The organism is Paenibacillus sedimenti, assembly GCF_014534655.1.
Lineage (GTDB): Bacteria > Bacillota > Bacilli > Paenibacillales > NBRC-103111 > Paenibacillus_E > Paenibacillus_E sedimenti.
Genome location: NZ_JACVVD010000001.1, coordinates 616,514 through 638,853 on the forward strand (window position 1 = coordinate 616,514; position 22,340 = coordinate 638,853).

The 22,340-nt window shown below is 46.7% G+C and carries 15 protein-coding genes; 13 read left to right on the forward strand and 2 right to left on the reverse strand.

The features are described from left to right. Position 1: 1 nt before the first annotated feature. Together ICC18_RS02160 and ICC18_RS02165 are read left to right on the forward strand one after the other, a co-directional pair. A complete protein-coding gene (locus tag ICC18_RS02160) occupies positions 2-1,546 on the forward strand; it encodes a response regulator (protein WP_188172729.1) in 1,545 nt (514 codons plus the stop codon). Between the two features lie 39 nt (positions 1,547-1,585). Continuing rightward, on the forward strand, positions 1,586-3,076 hold the full coding sequence (locus tag ICC18_RS02165; protein WP_188172730.1) for a WG repeat-containing protein: 1,491 nt from the start codon (positions 1,586-1,588) through the stop codon (positions 3,074-3,076). 124 nt (positions 3,077-3,200) lie between these two features. Here ICC18_RS02165 and ICC18_RS02170 read toward each other — a convergent pair whose 3' ends face one another. Beyond that, positions 3,201-4,115, reverse strand: coding sequence for an NADP-dependent oxidoreductase (locus tag ICC18_RS02170; RefSeq protein WP_188172731.1), 915 nt, complete (start codon positions 4,113-4,115; stop codon positions 3,201-3,203). A gap of 389 nt (positions 4,116-4,504) precedes the next feature. Here ICC18_RS02170 and ICC18_RS02175 point away from each other — a divergent pair, with 389 nt between their 5' ends. Then, positions 4,505-5,686: a stalk domain-containing protein gene (locus ICC18_RS02175; RefSeq protein ID WP_188172732.1), complete on the forward strand. Its 1,182-nt coding sequence runs from the start codon at positions 4,505-4,507 to the stop codon at positions 5,684-5,686. 221 nt (positions 5,687-5,907) lie between these two features. Further along, positions 5,908-6,846 carry a nucleoside hydrolase gene (locus ICC18_RS02180; RefSeq protein ID WP_223192254.1) on the forward strand — a complete coding sequence of 313 codons (939 nt, stop codon included), beginning with the start codon at positions 5,908-5,910 and terminating at the stop codon, positions 6,844-6,846. A gap of 165 nt (positions 6,847-7,011) precedes the next feature. Here the strand turns inward: ICC18_RS02180 and ICC18_RS02185 are convergent, their stop codons facing one another. Next, on the reverse strand, positions 7,012-12,486 hold the full coding sequence (locus ICC18_RS02185) for an S-layer homology domain-containing protein (protein ID WP_188172733.1): 5,475 nt from the start codon (positions 12,484-12,486) through the stop codon (positions 7,012-7,014). A gap of 726 nt (positions 12,487-13,212) precedes the next feature. On the opposite strand from ICC18_RS02185, the gene ICC18_RS02190 reads away from it, so the two are divergent. The 9 genes from ICC18_RS02190 (at position 13,213) to ICC18_RS02230 (ending at position 22,237) form a co-directional block, all read left to right on the forward strand. Beyond that, positions 13,213-13,596, forward strand: a complete 384-nt coding sequence (locus tag ICC18_RS02190) for a DinB family protein (protein WP_188172734.1) — start codon at positions 13,213-13,215, stop codon at positions 13,594-13,596. A 129-nt stretch (positions 13,597-13,725) separates the two neighbouring features. After that, the gene (locus tag ICC18_RS02195; RefSeq protein ID WP_188172735.1) at positions 13,726-14,244 is read left to right on the forward strand and encodes a DinB family protein; all 519 of its coding nucleotides are present in this window, start codon (positions 13,726-13,728) and stop codon (positions 14,242-14,244) included. 364 nt (positions 14,245-14,608) lie between these two features. Next, entirely contained in the window at positions 14,609-15,298 is a 690-nt protein-coding gene (locus tag ICC18_RS02200; protein WP_188172736.1) for a DUF418 domain-containing protein, read from the forward strand. Continuing rightward, entirely contained in the window at positions 15,262-15,747 is a 486-nt protein-coding gene (locus ICC18_RS02205; protein WP_312029481.1) for a DUF418 domain-containing protein, read from the forward strand. Before ICC18_RS02200 ends, ICC18_RS02205 begins: the two co-directional genes overlap by 37 nt. 163 nt (positions 15,748-15,910) lie before the next feature. Then, a complete protein-coding gene (locus tag ICC18_RS02210) occupies positions 15,911-16,585 on the forward strand; it encodes a copper amine oxidase N-terminal domain-containing protein (RefSeq protein WP_188172737.1) in 675 nt (224 codons plus the stop codon). Further along, entirely contained in the window at positions 16,582-17,235 is a 654-nt protein-coding gene (locus ICC18_RS02215) for a carboxypeptidase-like regulatory domain-containing protein (RefSeq protein WP_188172738.1), read from the forward strand. The genes ICC18_RS02210 and ICC18_RS02215 overlap by 4 nt, the downstream gene beginning before the upstream one ends. 323 nt (positions 17,236-17,558) lie before the next feature. Then, positions 17,559-20,345 carry a beta-galactosidase gene (locus ICC18_RS02220; protein ID WP_188172739.1) on the forward strand — a complete coding sequence of 929 codons (2,787 nt, stop codon included), beginning with the start codon at positions 17,559-17,561 and terminating at the stop codon, positions 20,343-20,345. Between the two features lie 98 nt (positions 20,346-20,443). Beyond that, complete coding sequence (locus ICC18_RS02225; RefSeq protein ID WP_223192317.1) at positions 20,444-21,313, forward strand: ABC transporter permease; 870 nt, start codon at positions 20,444-20,446, stop codon at positions 21,311-21,313. A gap of 15 nt (positions 21,314-21,328) precedes the next feature. Next, the gene (locus ICC18_RS02230; RefSeq protein WP_188172741.1) at positions 21,329-22,237 is read left to right on the forward strand and encodes a carbohydrate ABC transporter permease; all 909 of its coding nucleotides are present in this window, start codon (positions 21,329-21,331) and stop codon (positions 22,235-22,237) included. Positions 22,238-22,340: the final 103 nt, after the last annotated feature.

The window sequence follows — 22,340 nt, forward strand, 5'->3', positions numbered from 1 at the left end:
TATGCTGAATGCGATGATAGTAGAAGACAACGCCATTTACCGATATGCCATTAAAACCATTATCCGCTGGGAAGATTACGGCTTCCGGATTGTCAGCGAGGCGCTGAACGGAAGCCATGCGCTGGGCTTGCTTCAGCATCATCATGTGGATTTGATCGTAACCGATATCACGATGCCGGAAATGAACGGTATAGACCTCATTCAGAACGTCAAACGCACCGACCCTGCTATTAAAATTGTGGCGTTAAGCTCCTACGATGATTTTCGTTTTGTGAAAGAAGCGTTGAAGCTCGGCGCGGAGGACTATCTGTTAAAGCATGATCTGGAGCCTGCAGCGATACAGAAGCTTCTCCAGCAGATGAGGGCGCAGATCATGGCCGATCAGGAACGGAGGAAAAAAGAAACGATTCTCGCGTCCAGTCTGCTAGAGATGAAATGGATATTAGGCCGAAAGCTGCTTTTTGGCGAGTTGAAGGATTTAAGGGATATGGAAGACCAGGCCGCTGCCATTCATTTTCCTGTTCATGACGGCCCCTGTATGGTATTGTTGGCGGAAGGCAGGCTAACAGCGGATGAGTGCCGGAGTGACCTTGCTCTGCCATGTATGATCGTACCCATTACTGAGCGGAAGACGGCTGTGATCTACTCCTTTCCTGATGAGAAGAGCGAACGGAAATGCGCGGAGGAGGCGCAAGCAGCAGTGTTACAACTGTATGCACGTGTTAAGCAGCGGGACGGTACCTTGACTGTTGGCATCAGCTCCATCGGTTATGGCTTGAAAGATTTGGCAGCTTTGTACGGACAGGCTCAAGCGGCTTTGCATCATGCTATTTATGAGGGATTGGGTAAAGTGTATACGTATTCAACCATACATCTCTTAGGCAAATCTACTGCTGAACGCACGATGAACGCGCAGTCTTTGGAGCCATTAATCACAACGATGAAAAACAGCCATATTACGGATGTGGAAAAACAAATCGAAGTTTTATTTCAAAAGTTGGGTGAGTGTAAGCTTGTATTTGCTGAGCTTCGTCAACTGCTGATTGATTTATATGCGCTGATCAAAGCACTAGCTTTGGAAAAAAACAAGCTCACCGATCAGATGCAGCAATGGAACGGGGAATTGCTTGAAGCCATCGATACGCTGCAGCCTTTGGTTCGTTTCGAGCAGTTGTTTCTGGAAATGGTCCGTCAAGTGATGGGGAGTTCCATGGATCGTTCAGCAGTTCGCTGGGAAATTCAATTGGCCATAGCCTATATTCACGATCACTACGCAGAAGATGTAACCGTTGCCAAGATGGCCGAAGTGCTGAACTTAAGTACGAACTACTTATCCAATTTGTTTAAAAATGAAACCGGCATGCGCATCATCGAATATATGAACCGTTTCCGGATTCAAAAGGCCAAGCAATTACTTCGCGGTTCCACCTTAAAAGTGTACGAAGTCGCTGAACGTACCGGCTTCCAGGAGACTTCTTATTTCTGTAAAGTTTTTAAGGAGCTAGAGGGGAAGACAGTCAAGGATTATAGATCTTCAATGAGATAAATTATTGGAGCATGGAAACGTGAGCATTGGAGGAATGGTATGAGTGAGTTTACAAGCGGGATATTGTTTTTAAGGAAAGATATACGTTTAGTTGCGAATTATGTTAATCGGGTTACGGATTTTAATTGTATTGTGAATCACTTGAACTCCAAATGGTCGGTATTATTTACTCCTAGCACGGTTTCCACGGAAGAATTTTGTGAAAATTTGTCTCATAAATTACCGCTATTGTATTTCTGGAATAACGAGGATCATGGTTGGGGGTATATCGTATTCCTAAGGGGGGCACTCCATGCAGAATTCAATGTGGAGTATGAAACTAACGTTGAAGAACACATAAGCACCCATGGAGAACATACAGATGCAGATATATTTTCAATATTCAAGCTTTCAAAAAGGCACATCATTTTACTGCAAGAAGTGCTTGCTGGAAACAAGAACGTTGATAAGTTTAAGAAGATTTTGAAAATAGAAAATATGTCGTGGCTAAACTACGATAAATGCGATGAAGATGTATTAGATTCTATTACAGTTCTTGAGGTCCAACTTCGTGAAGAGTCAAAGATCCCCCTGATATCCAATGAAACTACTGATTTAAGCCCATTCCGAAAAAATGGACAATACGGTTATATAAATGACCAAGGGGATATCGTGGTTCCACCTATTTTTGACCGGGCAAATTATTTCTCTAATGGACTTGGACGAATTAACTATAAAGGTAAGATTGGATTTATAAATCATGCAGGAGAATATGTCATAGAACCTGATTTGGACTGGGCATCATCATTTAGCGATAATCGCTGTGTTGTGGATAAGGCAGACCGGTCTATGGTAATAAACCGAAGCGGTGAGCTCATCTCGGAGATCGATAGGAAAAGTTATACATCGAATTGGAAATTTAGGGAAGGGAAAGTAAACGTTGAAACTCCGGAAAAGCTTTATGGCTTTATGAATGAACACGGTTCGTGGTTCATAGAGCCAACCTACAAGGAGGCTGGGCACTTTAATGATGGATATGCATGGGTTACGTTGCCATCGAGACAAACGCTCTTTATCAATGATAAAGGAGATATTTTACATGTACCGGAGGGGTATAGAGTCGGGAGTTCTTTTTCGGAAGGGTTGGCTGTCGTTAGTCAGAGACATACATGCGGTGTCATTGATACTAAGGGAATTTTGTTGCTGGAGCAATTACCGTTTACCTGGAATTGCTTTAAGGAAGGTTTGCTGAGCATTAAATTTCAACATCAATATGGATACATAGACATTTGCGGAAATATGGTTATCGAACCGGCATTTGACGAAGCTTTTGAGTTTTTAAACGGTATCGCAATGGTCAGCATCAAGGGGAAAACTTCTTTTATAGACAAGAGTGGCAGTCTGCTACATAAACCTCAAAAATATTACAATACTATTATGTTCTCAATGAGGGAAAATACCATATTCAAAGCTAAATACAAGGAACGATTTATGTACATGAGTAAATTAACAGGCGAACCTGTATTTTATCTGGAAGAGTTTGATATATAAAAGGCTGGGAATGGAAACCGCTTCGGAGAAATAACTTCATTACTATGCTTATGGGTTACGATAGTCCGATAAACTACACAACGAGGCTGCCTCTGGATTGATTGGCAGCCTCGTTATGTACCGTTTAATCGATTGTAAGGATGATTTTGCCGCGTCCATGCCTGGTTTCGATAGCGCGGTGCGCATCATCGGCACGATCAAGGGGGAACGTTTGTCTGATATGGATGCGCAGCTTGCCCTTTGAATGCAGATCTACCAATTCGGCAAGGCGGGCTGCTGAGCGTTCGCCACGAACGACACGAAGTCCGAGCTCTTCAATGAGGTCGTATGCGACGAACGTACAGATCCGATTCTTATCCTTCACCAATTCAACTGAAGCCCGTAAAGCTTCAGCCCCAGCCGTATCGAATGCGGCATCGATACCTCCCGGTGCTAGTGAACGTACGCGATCAACAAGACCCTCCCCATAAGTAGTCGGTATGGCTCCGAGGGATCGAAGATAATCGTGATTACTCTCGCTGGCGGTACCGATAATGGTCTTAGCTCCCCATTCTTTTGCCAACTGCACGGCGAAAGCACCTAACGATCCAGCCGCTCCATGGATCAGTACGGTATCGCCAGGTCCGACACCGATCGCTTTTAACGCGATATAAGCGCCCTGGCCGTTTCCGGTTAACCCGCCTGCTTCTTCCCAAGACATCGTTTCCGGTTTTCTCACGATTTGATCAGTACCTGCGACCACATATTCGGCATAACAATTCAACGTTGAGAAACCAAGCACTTCGTTACCCACGGAGAATTCGGTTACTCCCTCCCCAATCTGGTCTATGACGCCAGCAAATTCGTTACCTGGTATTTGAGGAAGATTTATAGAGACACCTTGTGGGGTCCAGCCGCTTCGGACTGCACAATCGTAATGTTGTACCCCAGCCGTCTTTACACGAATTCTTACTTGTCCTGGACCGGCTTGCGGATCTGGATAAGAAATGACTTTCAAGACTTCCGGTCCGCCGATCGATGAAAATGCTGCTGCTTTCATACTTCACTCCTCCTTTACTGTTCGCTGCGAGTTCGCAGTATTTTCAAACTTGCATGTTGTTGCTTAGTGCTATTTTATAGTGAATATTCAATAAATAAAAATATATTATATTCTATGTTTCTTATTCCTTTAAGTATATAAGAGGGGTAAATACATGCATCGCCTATTTTCTAAGATGACTGAGTCATGAAAATTCATGACAAGTCACAGCGATTAATGGAACAAAATGGGTTCCGCAGCATCATGTTTGAAAGCGGTGTTTACCAGTAAGATAGTTACATTCCGGTCTTGAGCTGGAATTAGAATTTAAGGGATACGGCAGTATTGTCGGTGAACCGATGCTCGGCAAATAAGAGAGTATGGCTATGACAAGAAAGGAGAATGAAATCTTGAAGAAATTTTCCGCTTTTAAAATATTGTCAGTCTTTTTTTTTGGTATTGCGCTTTTTATTGTTATGACATGGCAGTCCGTTTTTGCCGCATCGAACGCATTGAAGGTCTACTTTAATGGAGATTTGCTGAAATTTGAAGACGCACACCCGGTGATCAGAGACGGGAACACGCTCGTGCCTTTCCGACAATTGTTTGAAACGCTAGGGTTTCAAGTAAATTGGTCCGATAAGGGCGGAGTTCGAAAGGCAACAGGAGCCAAAGACGGCCTGGAGATCGAACTTACGCTTGATAGCCTAAAAGCGATGGTTAATGGTGAAGCGGTTGATTTGGAAGTGCCTGCGCAAATCTTAAATGGCAAGACCATGGTCCCGCTGAGGTTTGTTTCGGAGAATAGCGGTTATGAAGTGATGTTTGCCGATAGCGGCAGCGGGTTTGTAATTAACATCGAAGGCAATGGCGCCAACGATGGCGGAATGCAGAACTCCAGTAATGAAATGATCGAATCTGGAATTGTAAAAGGTCGCGTTTCTGATGCTCAGGGAAACCCGATCAAGGGTGCGGAGGTCGTCGCCGATAATCAATTGCTGTATAATAGCAACGCGATAGCGGTAACCGACGCGGATGGTTACTACCGGATCCCGTTAGGCATGCGAGCGACTACGTGGCTGGTGAGCGCCCGAATCACACGTCCGTATAACGGCGAGTCGTATACGTTTAACCTCATTTCCGATAACGACAAGCCATTCGCTAGCGATGACGGAGCGATTCGCAATTTCACATGGAATGCTAGCGGTACCAAGCCCGAAGGATGCTATTCCTGTCAAGGGAAAGTTCTCTTTTATATGATGGATTTGATCAATCCGAAAGGCAGCACGCTTCCTCCGCCGAATAGGGAAGATGTGGAGATTACGCTGATCCCTGAAGGAACGATTATTGACGGTAGTCCCGGACAGGTGATCACCGGCAATGGCACGAACTCACCGGATGGCTTCGGCATACAGGATGTTCCTCTTGGCAGGTATACAATCACGGCCAGATTCATGCCGGAAGGTGAAGAACCTGTGCAAATGATGATTCGTAAGGTTAGAGAAGATAAATACTCGGATTCCTTGACTACAGATTTTACGAGCATTACAAGCGGGATTAACCGCATAGAGATTGAGTTGAAACTCCCTTAAATGACAGAGCGTGTTTTATTCAAGAGATGATGTGAACGTGTTGCATTTTTCTCCCATTCGATCAGAGGCAAAATAATAGTCAACAAGCTGCCGCGAAGGCAGCTTCTTTTTGATGTTCGTTGAAGTAACGGGCAGATTAGTGAAATACATTAAAAAATTGCACAAAGGAATTAATAAACTTCATTTTTAATACCAGTGATGTTCGTTAAGGTATAAATAGAATGAACAAAACAATCTGGGAGTTGAAAATGTTGCTTAGGAATATGCCCTTTGAAGTACCTAAAGAAAAACAAATTAGACTCATTATCAATACCGAAGCTAAATGTGAGGCTGATGATCAATATGCTATTGTACATGCTGTTTTATCACCCCGATTGCAAATAAAAGGTATTATAGGTGCGCACTTTGGTACTAGAAGTGCCACGGCAATGGAAGACTCCTATTATGAAATCAATCATGTACTCGATTTGATGGGGATGCTAGGAAAGTTTGATGTTTTGCATGGTGCACCTTGTAAATTACCCGACCCCAATACGCCCATTCCTTCGGAAGGTTCAAATTTAATTATTCGCGAGGCCCTTAAAGAAGACCCATTACCCTTGTTTGTCACCTTTCAAGGACCCTTAACAGATTTGGCTTCTGCGTATCTGCAAGAGCCCGGAATCGCAGAGCGTCTTACTGCAATATGGATTGGCGGTGGGACCTACCCTGAAGGAAATCCAGAGTTTAATCTTTCCAACGATATAGATGCGGCTCGTGTGGTTTTTAATTCACCTATACGATTATGGCAGGTACCCAAGAACGTTTACGATATGGTTCGTGTTGAGCTAGCCGAATTAGCTGTAAAAGTTTATCCACATGGAAAAGTTGGGAAATACCTGTATGAATATCTAATTAGTCATAATATGAAAAATGGGCATCGACTCGAATGGCCAAAAGGCGAGATTTGGATTCTGGGTGATTCCCCAGCTGTTTCTTTGCTGCTTAATGACCAACCGTTCGATTATGATTGGATAGAGGCACCTGAAATAGCTTCAGATATGAGTTATATTCCCAGACCTGGTAACAGGAAAATACGGGTGTATCGGAGTGTTGATTCTCGTTTTATTCTAGAGGACTTCTATGCTAAATTAACGCTTTTTGCACTTACTGAGAAATGATTATTAAAAAACGCTAAATAACATTTATTAATCGGAAAACGTTCAATAAAACAGCGGCAGCCTAAGACTATTTTCTAGTCCATGGCTGCCGCTAGTTCTATTGTTTGGGACAGTCTTTCGTTTCGCTAAACATTTTGTTTAGGCTAAGAAATCGCCTTTGTCAACTTAGCGGACATCATCTTCAATATTGTTCTTCCAGGTTTCGCTTCCGTCTTTATTCCGGGTTGATTCATGCGATACGGTTGCTTCCTGTACGTCTCCAAATGCCCAATGGGTTTCCGGCATATCCGGGAATTGCGGAGACAAGCCTTTCAGCGGTCCGCGATACAGCATCCGGTTGATCATGGTTACCGCTTCGTCCCTGCGAATAGCGAGATCAGGCTTAAATGTCGCATCGGGGTAGCCCGTGAGAAAATGTCCTCGATACAGCTGTTCGATCGCCGCCCCAGCCCAATGGCCTTTGACATCTGAGAAGTGAAGCTCGGCTATCGGGCTAACCTCCAATTTCAGGAAGCGTGTCATCACGGAAGCCAGCTCGCCCCGGGTTACCGCTGCTTCCGGTCGGAAGCTGCCGTCTTCATAACCGCCAAAATAGCGATGCTTCGTTACAATCTTGATGTAGTTCGCGGCCCAGTGGGCTTCTGTCACATCGTTAAATTGGAGCGGGTCGCTGATCTTGCCGTTCTCCGTTAACCGGGCCACAATGGCAGCCAGCTCGGCGCGGGTCAGCGAACGATCCGGTTTAAACATTTTATCCGGATATCCAAGAATATAGCGCTGATGCTGCAGATGACCAAAACGATTCGCGAATACCTTCACCAGCACATTCGAGCTGACTGTATTTGCTTTATTGCCGACGGCCCTGAACTGTCCGGACAGTTCAAATTGTTGTTCCGCGGTCGTCAACTGCGGCCACTTGACAATAATCTTAAAGCTGCCGGAGGCTCCGGCAGGCAAGTTGCCGATTGTCCATGTAATCGTGTCTTCCTTCACTTTACCGCCATTCGCATCAACCACTTCCACACCTTTGGGTAGTGTAATGATGACCTCGCCGCTCGGAATGGAGCCGGATCCGATGTTTTTGTAATCAACGGTAATGGCGGTTGTGCCGCCTTCTTCCACCAGATTACGATCCACGGAAAGATTGATCGTTGCCTTATACTCTGCTGATTCCGTAACAGAGGATGAGGACGACGTTGATTCCGGACGGAACAGCTGCACATTGTGCTTGACAATTTCCTTACCGACAGAAATCGTCCGACTCACATACGTATCGTATCCGTCTTTCGTTACGATGAGATAATAATCCGTGTCCGGGTATACCATATAAGCATAAAATCCGTTCGCGTCCGTGTTTTGCACCGGGCTCGCGTTGTTGTTCGGTTCGAAGCCGGGAATTCCGGGCAGCGTAACCTGGGTTCCGCCTTTGGCGCCGTTTCTGGCCGTATTGGCATAGTACAGCGTAACTACGGCACCCTGAATCGTTGCATGAGGGAAGTCGCCGTCCGTAACCGTTCCGTAGGGGTCGACCAGTTCTTCCGAGATGTTCATTTCCCCGTCCTTTTTCACGGTGACCTCGCTGCGATTGATGATAATCTCCTGGCCTGGCTCCACTTCATAACGGATTTCCACGCTGTACGTCCCAACGGCTAAACCGTCTGCGCTGAATACCCCGCTGCCTTGCAGCCCAAATGCTTTAGGGAGCGCTCCATCCATGATGTAGCTTCCCTCGGTCGTTTTCAGATATACCTTCGTCTTGCTGATCACATCGCTGCTGAATAAACTGGACAGTCCGTCAGGCTTCTTGAGAAGAATAATGCCTGTTACGGTTTTTCTGGAATCAAAATCCTCTACGCCGCTGCCGGATATTTTACCCACTTCCGCTGTTTGCTTGTAGGTTATCGGTGTTTGAACTCCGCCGACAGCCACCGTTTGCGTGATCTCCAGGCTGTATAATTGGTCCCCTTTGGGAACGGGAAGGGAATACGAACCGTCAGCACCCGTTATAACCGTCTTGTCAAAATCGACCCCCGGCTCAATGACGCCGTCTCCGTCTAAATCGAGCGTTACTCTCACCGTTGCTCCAGCAACATCCTCGTTGTTGCTGCCTTTCGTAATAATGCCTCTGATCGTCGCCGGCATAAAGATGACGGTTATTTGATCCTGTGCGGCCAATCCTTTGGCTTCATCAATCACCGTGGCCGTAACTGGGATGCTTTGCGCTTCATCGCTCGAAATATTAGCTGACCTGTAGGTGACAGTGGCTTTACCCTGCGCATCCGTTATGGCCCGATCCGATCCGACAAACGAGCCTCCACCAGGCGGCGCAGCGAATACCACCTCTACGTCGGCAATCGGCTGCCCGTCGACATCCTGAATCACGGCTGTCAGCACCGTTGTCGATTGGCCATCGCCAATAATGCTATCGGGATTAGCTGTTAACTGCAGACTGGCACCTGCAACCCGGAACTTATTGTCTGCCAGTTTCTTCTCGGCAGGCAGCAACGTTTGATCGGCTTTTTTCGCTTCAAAAGTTACGGTGTATTCACCTGCCGCTGTCGCAGCGGGAAGTGTATAATTCGCTTTCTCCCATTTCTTGAAGCCATCCGTTTGGTACGTTTCCGGGTTTGCGAGAAGGAGCGAAACCTGCGTTCCGTTAACGAGGGCTGTGACTTCATCGGCCAGAAGTGAACTTACCGCCGATAGCTTGAGCGGGTTTCCCGGCACTGCTTTGACAATGGTCTCGTCGCCTTGATTCTTGGTCCCGACCCATCCGTCTAACGCTTTGTTGATGAGAATCGTCACAGTTGCAGGCTGACTCGTTTGGCCGTCGCTGTCCGTGACCGTAAAGCTAAAACTGTCTTCTCCTCCGGTAAAGCCGGCACTCGGCGTGTAATTCCACACGTCTTCACTCAAGTTGTCTGAAGCAGGAGCAAGCGTCCCTTTCCCTGGCTGGGATACAATCGAGTAGACCAGTCCTGTAACCGTTTCTTGGTCCGCGCCCTTTAAGACAAGCCTGATTATCGTTGTTCCTTCCTCCGCTGTTACAGTTTGCGGTTCTGCCACAGGCTTGCCGTTGTAGGCAATATTTACGAGCGCAGCGGACGTTGAGTAATAATGTCCGTCATGCGCTTGCCAAGGGAACGAAACTGTGCCGTTCGGCAAACCTTCCGCCGGGGCAAACTTCAAGCTGTTCAGCTCCGCTCTGCTGATTAAAGTATCGATTCCAGGGCTAATATATACCACACCAGTAACGGTGCTTGTGTACCAAAGCTTGCCTTGTTCATCAAAATGATTCGGCAGCGTAATAAGCACATGGTCCAGCGTATCGCCATCGGCATCTTGATAGGCGGGATTCTGCGCGAAATCGGCGGTTGTAAATTCGATCACCGTATCATTGAGGCCTGCTTTGTTGATGTCGCTCACGACAGGCGGAGTGTTCAGTGTGATCTTCACCTGCGCGTCCGCCACCGCGTAGGCCGAGCCATCCGTACCGTTCCACAGGAACGTCACCTCGCCCGTTTTGCCGGCCGCCGGCGTAAATACCAGCTTGTCCAGATCGGTCAGCGCAAGCTCCTGACCCTCCGTCACAAGCGTGCTGCCTGCACCCGTGAGAAGCCTCAGCGTCCCTTCGCTCGCCTGCGGCAGCGTCACGATCTTCACTTTCGCCAGCGGGCTTTGCTCAGGATCCGTGAACTTCGCCGTAAAATCCGCCTCAGCAAACGCGATGTCCTCTCCGGCCATGCCAGACTTCGCGATGTTCGCTACAGACGGCGGCCGGTTCACATACCCGAACGCGGGCACGGCAGCATTGCCGCTGATTGTCACACTGACCGTTTGGCTTGATCCGCCGGTGGTGGACGCCATTCCATTCAATTCCGTATTGGAGGATGGGTCAATCTCCACCGTAACCGAACCTCGATTAACCGGTAGCGCATAGGCCCCGTTCGCATCCGTCGTTACCGTAAAAGTTCCTGCCAACGGATCGGTCACGTTCACTTCCACACCGGCAATTCCGGCTTCTCCGGAATCCTGTACGCCGTCTTGGTCAGTGTCCATAAAGACAACCCCGCTAATCGAACTATCAGTCACATAAGCAGTAAACTCGCTGCTCGGTCCCGGAAAGTAAATCCATGTATCCATTGCCTTGTTGTTGCCATAGTTGCCGCTAAACCCGTGCGCTCCGTTCGAGCTGTCTTGGCCCGTAACTGCATTCCTCGGGCTGGGAGCAACCATGCCTGTTCCCGGATCAAGGCTGATAGGTGTACCGTTTGATGTCGTGTAATTGCTGTCATCATAATAAACCGTGCTGTTCGTCACACCCGTCGGGAAAGCACCTGGCGGATTCAGCATGTTAATTTTGATCCCGTTCGGAGCATGTTCAACATCGAGCAGAGGAAAGTGATACTCCCCGCCCTTGATCAGCAGCTTTGCTTTGTATGCCCCTACAGGAACAGCATTGCCGGCGCGGTTACTCCCGTTCCACTGAAGTTGATTCAATCCCGGACTTGCGACATCCTCAATTACCTTGTCCGCGCTCGGGTCAAATACACCATTGCTGTCCGTATCGATAATAAGCTGGTACGTCGCGGAACGATTTAGTGTGAATGAGAAGGTCCCACCCTGTTGGACCGGTGTTACCGGACCGGCGCCGGCCGCATTGACAAAATTGAAGTTTTCCGGTGCCGGCAAACTGAGCGGCGCCGTAGGAATGTCGGACGGCAAATCCTCGCTCGGCTGGTTGAAAAACACGCGATGCGTCATACCCGTAACCGTATCCGGCTGTTTCGGATTTTGCACCGTTACCCCGCCCAATGGAGCAGGATTCGTATCGGTGGACAGCGTTACCGAATGATACAGCGTTTTGCCGTTATCAATATAACCGCGGTTGTTCGAAAAGAAGATGAATCCGAATGGATCAATGCCATTCATATCCGTCAAATATTGAAATCCATCTTTTGTTAAAATATACACTTTCGATTTAAGAGCGATGTTATTGTTACCGCCCATATTCAATGCAAGCGAGTAGGAGAACAATCTCCCTTTTTTCTCAGCTCCTCCTGCATCCGTAACGGTAACATCCCATGCGGGCACGACTGGCGTATTTCCACCATTATCCAGCCACTGCGCCGTTGTCAAAATAGCCGCAGGATCCGATGCTACATTACGGCTTCTGGCTGCGGCATGGAATTCAACCTTCCACCAGCCTCCTTCGTTAGCCGTAACAGAACGCGGCGTAAAACCTGCCGGCGCGGAATTGTTGATATTCGGTCCCGCCGTTTCCTGGGCAACCGTGCCGATATACCCGGCGCCGTCCTTTACGACATCAAGCACCTGCCTGGTCCCGGACGGGCTGATAAGCACGATATCTTCCCGCACACCGCTGCCTACGTCATAAGAGGTATGAATGCTTGATCCCAGATGGATGATTTCTCCTGATTTGGCATAGACGTTCAATTCCGTCGTTCTGGTTATTCCCGATGTATTCTTTTCAATATCCCATTCCATGAATGGCCTGTTTCCTCCCTGGCTCACCAGGTCGCGGCTTCCTTCCGCAAAAGCGTGCTGATTCGCGCCGCAGAAGGCCAATAACAACAGAATGCCGGCTGTAATCAAGGTCCAAGCATGTCTTTTCAACAACACGGTAAAACTCCTTTCGTTTCGTAACGTTCTTCCTTTTCTTTATGGGCTTTTGTCACAGTACCACCGCTCTTTCACTCCGAATTTTGTCGATTCCCATCGAAATATTAGTATATATGAAAATACTGAACAATTTCTTAACAGTGCCTTTCCCGGAATATGACACCATCACAGGACCATAACAACATAGGGAAATGTGCCTCAAATGCGAACCATGTTCTTACGTGAACTTATTTTCGAGTATTCGTCAGATCTATGGGTGTTGAAATCCTGCGAGTGAGCATATGTAAGATAAACCCTTGAAACCGTGGGATGGACAGCAATGGGCAACCTTCCAATTCTTGGAGCGTAAAATAAGCGTACCCAAATTGCCGGTGGCGCCGTTATGACAACGGATTGTCCCGCTTTGAACTTACACACAAGGTTACTGACTTAATTTAGGATTCATTTTGCCAAGAATATAAATGATCCGTGGTTTAGAGAATTGGCAGAAAAACTTAAGTCCTTTATCTTTTGTGATCATGCAGAATATACCTCCAGATGTATTTTTTATCCATTTCATAATTCGATACTAAATATGAAATACCTTCCATATTTCGACATTAGGGCACAATTTTTTGAATATAGATTCATATCATCTTTTTTGTAATGGGATCAGAAGAAAGTTATTCAAGAAGTCTTCGTAGAAGGGTATTGCGAAATAATAACAAAGAGGAGGAATAAATATTGGATAATAACATGATTAGTCAGTTTAATGACGTTCGGAACAGAACTATAGCCTTTGTTAAAGGGATGAATTCTGACATCGCCCATATTGTTCCAGATGGATTCAATAACAATATTCTTTGGAATGTTGGACATATTATCGTTGCATGTGACCATTGGATATTTCCAAAACTAAAACAAATTCATAGGGTTACTCACCACTATCACCTTATATTTCGAAAAGGGACGAGCCCCAAAACATGGGAAGTTGACCCTCCGAATATTCATGAATTAATAGATGTATTAAAGAAACAACTGGTTGAGATTACAGATGCATGTCTCGGCAATCTTGATAAAAAACTTCCAGCATTCGTGAGAAAATCCTTATTCTTTGAGGGAGCTTAAAAGGGAAGTAACGCTTAGTTCGCGAATATTTAAATATCTTTTGTTATTTTTGTGAAGTTCGTAAACATATGGCTTATAGACGAATTTCGCAACATCGGGATTAATCATAGAAAGAAAGGAGTAGATTATATGAATTTTAATATGAAAGAAGCAATTGAGATTCTGGAACGTACACCACAAGCTTTGGAGTTTTTTTTATCTGGTATATCTGATAGATGGTTCCATTGCAATGAAGGCGAAGGAACCTGGAATGCCACTGAAGTAATTGACCACCTCATTGAGTTAGAGGACGATAATTGGATACCGAGGTTAGAATTTATTCTTCAGGAAGGTGAAAGTAAACCATTTCCCTCATTTGATCGCTATTCTCATTTAAATGAAAGTTCAACGATTGAACAAAAATTGCTTAAATTTAAAACGCTTAGAACACAAAATCTAACCAAACTTAAGATTCATATTGAAACTGAGTTGAATCTTGAATTGACGGGTATACACCCTAGATTAGGTGTAGTGAAGTTAAGAGAATTACTTTCTACCTGGGTTGTTCATGATTTAGCGCACATTGCTCAAATCTTACGGGTAATGGCCGGGAGATACAGGGCAGACGTTGGGCCTTGGATAGAATATTTGGGTATATTGAAAAAGTAATGATTGACATGTGAACCTCCATTAAAATCAAATAAGTTGGGATTGTTTCTGGTTTGCAGGCAAGACCTAAAATGCATGAAGAGTGAGTGCCCCATCGGTACTACCTCTTAAGCATTTTAGGTCTTTTTTCTCTCTCGTTTCTTCAACCGGCATCCGATTTGAGGGAAAGTATTTAGGAAGAACTCAACCGATCATTCATCTTCATCCCTGACTCAGAATCGCTTGTAAACCACCTTAAGCATATATCGGATTATCCCTAAGTATATATCGGTTTATCCCTATGGGTGATACCTTATTGGAAAGAAATTCATTATAGTTGCAGTAATGGCGCCGAGTTTATGTGAAAGGAAGGAATGCTTGCAACATGAGTACTCCTGATCTCTTTTTCCAGCGTGGCGGCGTGTTGCCGGAGGAGTCAGCTGTCAATCAAGGGGTAAGGCTCGAGATCGATATGTTTTTTGCAGGGAAGTTTTATCCGATTCTATCTTTCTTGTTCGGATTGGGCTTCTTCCTGTTGATGCGCCGTTCCGAGCAAAAGGGGGAGTGGGTGTACAGGCTTTTCTCTCGCCGGATGCTTGTTCTGTTCCTTCTGGGCATTGTGCATATGGTGTTTTTTTACAATGGCGACGTTCTGCACAACTATGCTTTAATCGGCTGTTTATTGATGTTGTTTTACCGCCGTAGAGACAAGACCGTATTCATCTGGGCCATTTCAATTCTTGTCATCTTCCTCGCCATGTTTTCGCTTGCCTTCCTCCAACCGGAGGAGGCTTTGAACTCCGGGAGCATCACGAATTATAAGATTGCGGAAGATACCGCCGCCGCTGCAATTGCAGCCTACCAGCAAGGCAATTATGGCGAGTGGCTGGCCTTCCATCTTGAATATGAGGTACTCCCAAATTTGAAGGCGGAACAGATCGGCTATCCCAGCATGTTCGCCATGATGCTGCTTGGATTTTTTTCGGCAGAATCGGTGCTTTCGAGAATATCGGGAAATATGCGCGTTTATTTCGAAGTATCAGAAACATTAGCGGTATGGTCAGCCTTCTTGTGATTATTTTATTTGCGTGCACCCGGCTGGGATACTTCGAATTAGGAGCCTATCAAGCGCGGCTCGGTCAATTTCTTATTTATGGCTGCGGCATATTCCTCAGTTTTCTGTACATCTCGCTTTTGGTGCTGCTTTTTCAGAAGCCGTTCGGCAAGAAGCTCCTTCAACCGCTGAAGTCCGTGGGACGCATGAGTTTGACTAATTATATTCTTCAGTCGGTACTGTCGATAGCGGTTTTTGAAGGACTTGGCTTCTATGCCAAACTGGATTTTATTGAGGTTGCCGGGTATTGCCTGCTCGTGATCGCTGCCGAAATTGGGATTAGCCAATGGTGGTTGAACCGGTTTCCTCTCGGACCGATGGAATGGGTTTGGCGGCGGTTTATTTACGGAAAGCTTGAGCGGGTACGGCCGAATGAGGCTTCAGCACCTTCAACCGCAACGCGAGCTTAGCGATTGAAGGGGGAACGGACTTATGACACCTCATCGAAAAAGCCAAACGATCGAAAATCCGATTATCGGCGATCGTGTAACATTTCTTTCCAATTGTATTTCCATTTGATGTTGAATCGGTTGACATCCGTTCAACTTATATGAAGGGCAGCTTACGTTCGACTTGTACGCCAGCGACAACGGCACGATCAAGGAAACGCAGTATTATGTGCTGGAAATTGAGACGCCGGAGGGTTCGATCAAATCCCAGCCGATTAAGTACAAGAATCCGATGATTTCGGAGGGGACGCCTGCTCCTGTTCCTGCGCCAGTACCAACGCCGAGTCCTGTTCCAGCTCCGTCCCTGTTCCTGCGGACGGATCGAAAGATATTGCGATCCTTGTGTTTTTCAAAGGGGCAGAACTTCATTTTGACGGTGAAAGACGGTCGCACGCTTGTCCCGTTCCGCAAACTTTTTGAAACTCTAGGTTTTACAGTGAAATGGGTGGAAGAGGGATCTGTTCGGAAGGCAATCGGAACAAAGAACGGCCTCTCCATTGAATTGACGATCAATAGTACGAATGGGATCGTAAACTGTAAAGCTGTTGCCCTGGACGTACCTGCTCAGATCATTGACGGTCACACGATGGTGCCTTTGCGCTTCGTGTCGGAGAGCAGCGGCAACCATGTTGCTTTCTCCAGTAGCGGCAATGTTTGGACGATTAAGATCGAGGACGCTGCCCCTGGCACGGGTACGGAACCGACGCCGGCTCCGGCTCCGGCACCAACACCGGAACAGCACCAAGCCCGGAACCGACACCTCTGCCATCGGCTGGAGAAATTGAGCCGTACGTCGTGAAAGGCTACGTACGTAACGCGCAGGGGAATCCAATACCAGGAGTTACGGTATATGCGGATAACCAATTGCTTTATGACAGCAACATAGGAGGGGTCACTGATGAGAATGGATACTATCGGATTGAATTGGCTCACTTTGCCACAACCTGGAATATGTCTACGAGTTTCACCCGTGAGTATAACGGCAAGGAGCTCAAATTCTTTTTAAGGTCTGACGTCGATCAGCCATTCGCCGGTAGTACAGGGGCTTTTCGGAATTTTACCTTGAAGAATATCGTAGGGCACATTGAAATCAATCCTGATTTTTGGTCGTTTGACGATAGTTTGCCAGAATTCCAAATGAGCGACCTGGAAGTTACACTCACGCCTGTCGGACCGTTACTTGATGGCAGCGCCGGCCAAACGATAACGAAACGTGCGGAAGTACTCTCAACAGGCGGTCACGGAGTGGAGAAAATACCGCTCGGCCGGTACAAGTTAACTGCTAGATGGATGCCAGAGGGGCACGATCCTATGCCTATGCTGCTACGTATAAAAGGCGTCGGTAAATTTGTCCAGTCTTCCGAATTCGATTTCCACAATCCATTGGGAGCGCCTTCCATCTTTCTAAACGAGTTTGAAGCCAAGCTCAGCAGCCAGACCGGAAATTAGATGCAGAGCATACGCAGCCTCTCATATTTGGTTAAAGGCAGCTTGCTTCGGTAGGCTGTCTTATTCATACGAAACTTCCGTGTTTTTTATAACAAATCATAGATAAATTGAATGATAACGGTCTCGAATTAGGATAAAATTCGGGGCTGTTATTATTTGCCTATGCAAAAAGCTTCGTAGTTTTGTTATATAACTTGAAGTTTATTCCAATGTAAGCGCTTTAAATCGGTTCTATAATTGGTTTAAAGAGGCAAGAAGGTTTCACTTGAAAATGAAATGGGTTTCATAAAGACAAAACGGTCCAGCAGGGGAGGTTTAAAACTTTGAAATTGCAAAATAGCGAAGCCGCTGTTCAATTATCGCCGGACGCTTTTCGAATTAACGGGAAGTCAGAATTACTGCTCTGTGCGTCTCTGTTTTATTTTCGAATCCCCAGAGCTTTATGGAAGGAACGGCTTTGCCAACTAAAAGCTTTCGGATATAACTGCATCGATGTATATTTCCCTTGGAATTTCCACGAAATGGAGGAAGGCGTATGGGACTTCACCGGGGAAAAGGATGCGGAGCAATTCCTTCGCGATGCTGCGGAGGCGGGGCTCTGGGTCATAGCCAGACCCGGTCCTTATATTTGCTCTGAATGGGATGGAGGCGCTTTGCCCGCTTATCTGTTCGTTAAGGATAATCTGCGCATCAGGGATAACGATCCGCACTTTTTGCAGCATGTGTCCCGGTGGTACGACCAAATCCTGCTGATTCTAAGGGAAAATAGCATCGATCAGCAGGGATCGATCATTGCCGTTCAGCTGGAAAACGAGCTTGATTTTTACCCTTGCAATGACCCCAAGGGTTACATTTCCGCTTTGCGTGACATGGCATTGCAGCATGGCGTTACGGTCCCGTTAATCGCTTGTGCCGGACAAGGCGGTCTGGAGGCAGCTTCGGGATTCGCGGAGGGTGTCATTCCGACCTGCAATTTCTATCCGAACGATCAAGACCCCTCTTTTGAGGAAAAAGTACTGATTTATCGAGATGAGCTGCACGAGCGGGGACTGCCATTGCTTGTTACAGAAACGAATCGCTCCCATTTCCTTCTTCGCCGGTTGTTATCCTGCGGAGTCAAGCTCCTCGGCCCTTATTTGCAAGCTTCCGGTACGAACTTCGGTTTCACGAATGCGACGAACAACTGGGGGAATCCGTTATCATTCCTCACATCGGACTATGATTTCCATGGGATGATCACACCTGAAGGACATATTCGTGAGGAAGCCTATGAGGGAAGATTGTTAAGCAACGTCATTCAAGCCTATGGAAGTTCGTTAGCAGAATCGATACCCGACTCGTCTGAACATTCCCATTACAGATTAACTTTGAAACAGGGCGGTCAATTGATTTTCTTGTGCAACGTAACCGAACAGGATGATGAAGTCTTCCTTCAGAACGCGGATACCAGCTTTCCTCGTTATACAAAGCTAGCCTCTAAACCAAACCGCTGCCCGATATTGCCTCTGAATGTGCCCTTGCAAACGTGGGGAATCGAGGATGGAATGGTATTGTATGCAACTGCGGAGATAAGCATTGTGAAACATTTATCAGATCGAACCGTTGTTGTCTTGCATGCAGAGCATGAGAGCGAGATCAGTCTAAAGTTTAGTGAAGAAATTGAAATTGTATCCGGCAATATGACGATTCATGAATCGACTGATCAACTAACCGTATCCTATAGCCCTGAAGGAAAGGATGCCAATATTCTCATTCGTCTGTCAAACAGCGTACTGCTGGAGTTGGTTGGCTTGAGCCGTTCGAAGGCGCTTTCGCTGGAAAGAATCGATGAAGCGGGCAATTTCCATTTTGGCAGAATGGCGGCAGAGCCTTCAGTTAGTCAAGATGTGACTGCCCGGTGGGCGCAGAGCTTGATCAATCCAATCGTCGCTCTCACGAATGAGTCCATACACCTTGGCGATCGTGCAGATAATTTGGAGAAGCACGGCGTTTATCGAGGCTATGCTTGGTATGAGTCTAGGGTCACGATTCCGAGTGATAAGTGCTACAAGGGCTTGTTGCTTGAACGAGCAAGTGACGTGGTCTCCCTGTATGCAGATGACACCTACATTGGTACGATGACGCCTGCAGGAGGGAGTCAATTCATTCCTGTTCCTACAGGCTTGAGCATGGAGCCGAAACTTACCGCCCGCACCGAAATATGGGGTCATTCCAATTTTCATGACATACGATTGCCTAGTCTGGAACTGACAGCGTTAAAAGGACTTACAAGCATAACAGCGGTAACGAATATTATTGATATCAGTCAAAATTGGAGAGTCAAGGCGTTGCGAGTTGGCGAACCCTTCGCTCCTTATGCCGACCCTTCGTACGCCGACCGCTCATGGCCGATTGCGAGCTGCGGGGGGTGGCTGAACACCGACCTACCTTCGTATGAATGCTACCGCAAGGAGGTTGTAACTTCTAAGGATGCTGATTCATGGGTATTGCATCTTAATGGCAAATTCTCGCATGCTCATGTTTATGTGAATGGTCAGCCGGTCGGAAAATTGACGCCTCTGCAGCCGTATGCGGATCTGACGCCTTTCGCCAGCGCGGGCGAGACGCTTTTCATTGCTTTGTTTTCTGAAAAAACGTACGAATCTCCTAGCGGAAGGATCCTCATCTACGAAGGGAATTCGGCTAAAGCTTGGAGACTGTCTTCCGCCAAAGAGACAGAACTGCTGAAGCATGCCGAGGCGGCGAAGGACGCAGCATTTGCTGTCGATGGGTCTGTTGAGCTGAAGCCTGGACAAATGTCCTGGCTGTATGGCGAACTGTGCGATGACAACGAAGGGCGTGGATGGCGCGTGTACATTGCTGGCGCCAATATGAAGCTTACCGTGTTTTTTAACGGCCATCTGGTCGGACGGCTCTGGACGAAAGGCGGCACAAGTAGACCTGTGTTCCGCGGAGGGAACGATGAATCCTTTTATTTGCCGGGACCTTGGTTTAGACCATCCGGGAATGAAATGATAATTCTGCTGGAAGCAGTCGCGTTAAACGAGGATGCTCATATAGAGTCGTTAAGCTTTGTTCCCGTAGCAGGTGCCGAGGGGGGATATGTATGAAAACGGCCGTGCAATCAAGCGTTGTAGACTCAAATTTGCTTGTCGGCAGGCGGAACGCACCCCTAAGAAAGTTTTGGACTTACCGGACGCTCATTCTGATGTGCGTGCCAGCGATTTTATTTTTCTTAATCATGTCGTATCTGCCAATGCCGGGATTATACCTTGCATTTATCAACTACAACTACTCGGAAGGCATTTTCAAAAGTCCGTTCGTCGGGTTCGATAATTTTAAGTTTCTAATCAGCTCTGGTGCGCTTTGGAAGCTAACCTTTAATACAATTGCTTATAACTTGGCGTTTATTTTAATTGGGAATACCTTACAGATCGCTATCGCCATTTTGCTCAATGAGCTGCGTAAAAAGTGGTTTAAGAAACTGTCGCAGTCGCTCATGTTTTTACCCTATTTTATCTCCTTCGTCCTTGTCGGACTGATTGCCTATAACATACTTAGCTACGATTTCGGTCTGTTAAACGGTGTTCTGAAATCAATGGACATGGAACCGGTGAAAACATATTCGAATCCGAGCATTTGGCCGGCCATCATCGTGCTTACGTTTCTTTGGCATTCGACAGGGTACGGCTCGATAGTATATTTCGCTGCTATCATGGGCTTGGATTCAGAGATTGTAGAAGCCTCAGAAATTGATGGAGCCAATGCTTTTCAGCGTATCCGGTATATTGTCCTTCCTTGGCTGAAGCCTACCTTTATTATTTTGCTCCTCTTCTCTTTAGGCGGCATTCTGAGAGGGAATTTCGGATTGTTCTACAACCTGGTCGGAGCGAACAACACCGCGCTTTTCGATGCGACGGACATTATCGAGACGTTCGTGTTCCGCTCTTTGATGAACAATTTCAACTTTTCGTTGGGAAGCGCCGTCAGTCTGTACCAGTCCATCTTCGGGTTTTTCATCGTGATCACCGCCAACTGGCTGGTCAAAAAAGTATCGCCCGAAAACACACTATTTTAAGAGGAGGGCCCTTCGATGGAGCAAGTCATCGCACGTCAACGCGGATCCGATATATCTTCGGTCAGCATCCGGGTGTTCGGCTATCTGTTTATCAGTTTATTCGCTCTGTGTTGTGTAGCGCCTTTTCTGCTGGTGCTCGGGACTTCGTTAACGTCTGAGAAATCCATTACGATTCATGGCTATAATCTGTGGCCCCGGGAATTCAGTACGTTCGCTTACAAGATTGTTTTCGAGAATCCTCAGCTCATCGTCGGTTCTTACGTCGTCACCATGGGCATTACGATTGTCGGCACGGCTGTCGGGTTGTTCATTGTAGCCATGACCGGCTACTCCTTGCAGCGACCTGACTTCCCGTATCGGAACCGGATTTCGTTTTTCATTTACTTCACCACACTTTTTCAAGGCGGAGTCGTACCGTTTTACTTGATCATGACGCAGTGGATGCACTTAAAAGATAACTATCTCGCCGTTTTGCTGCCGGGACTGATGAGCCCTTTTCTGATCATTATGATGAAAAGCTTCGTCAGGTCGATCCCGCATGCGATTACCGAATCCGCCAAAATGGATGGAGCGGGCGACTTTATGATCTTCGTACGCCTCATTCTGCCGATGACGACGCCGGCGTTAGCAACGATCGGCCTGTTTATTGCCCTAGGCTATTGGAACGAGTGGTACAATTCCATGCTGTTCTTGTCGCCGGATATGAAGTATCGGCCGCTGCAGCTGTTTTTGTACAACGTTGTCACCAGCGCAGACTTCATCAAAAACTCATCGGTTTCTTCCAACGTATTGCCGAGAGATATGCCGCTCGAATCGATGAAAATGGCGACGGCGGTCGTGGCTACGGGACCAGTCATCCTCTTTTATCCGATGGTGCAAAAGTTTTTCATCAAGGGCATTACGGTTGGTGCTGTTAAGGGCTGACGCATAGCGCAGACTCTTCAGATAATTAAAGGTTGTTTAAAAAGTCCACTTTGATAACGAAGTATTTCAGGAAGCTATATCGACATCGAATCTTGAACGAACC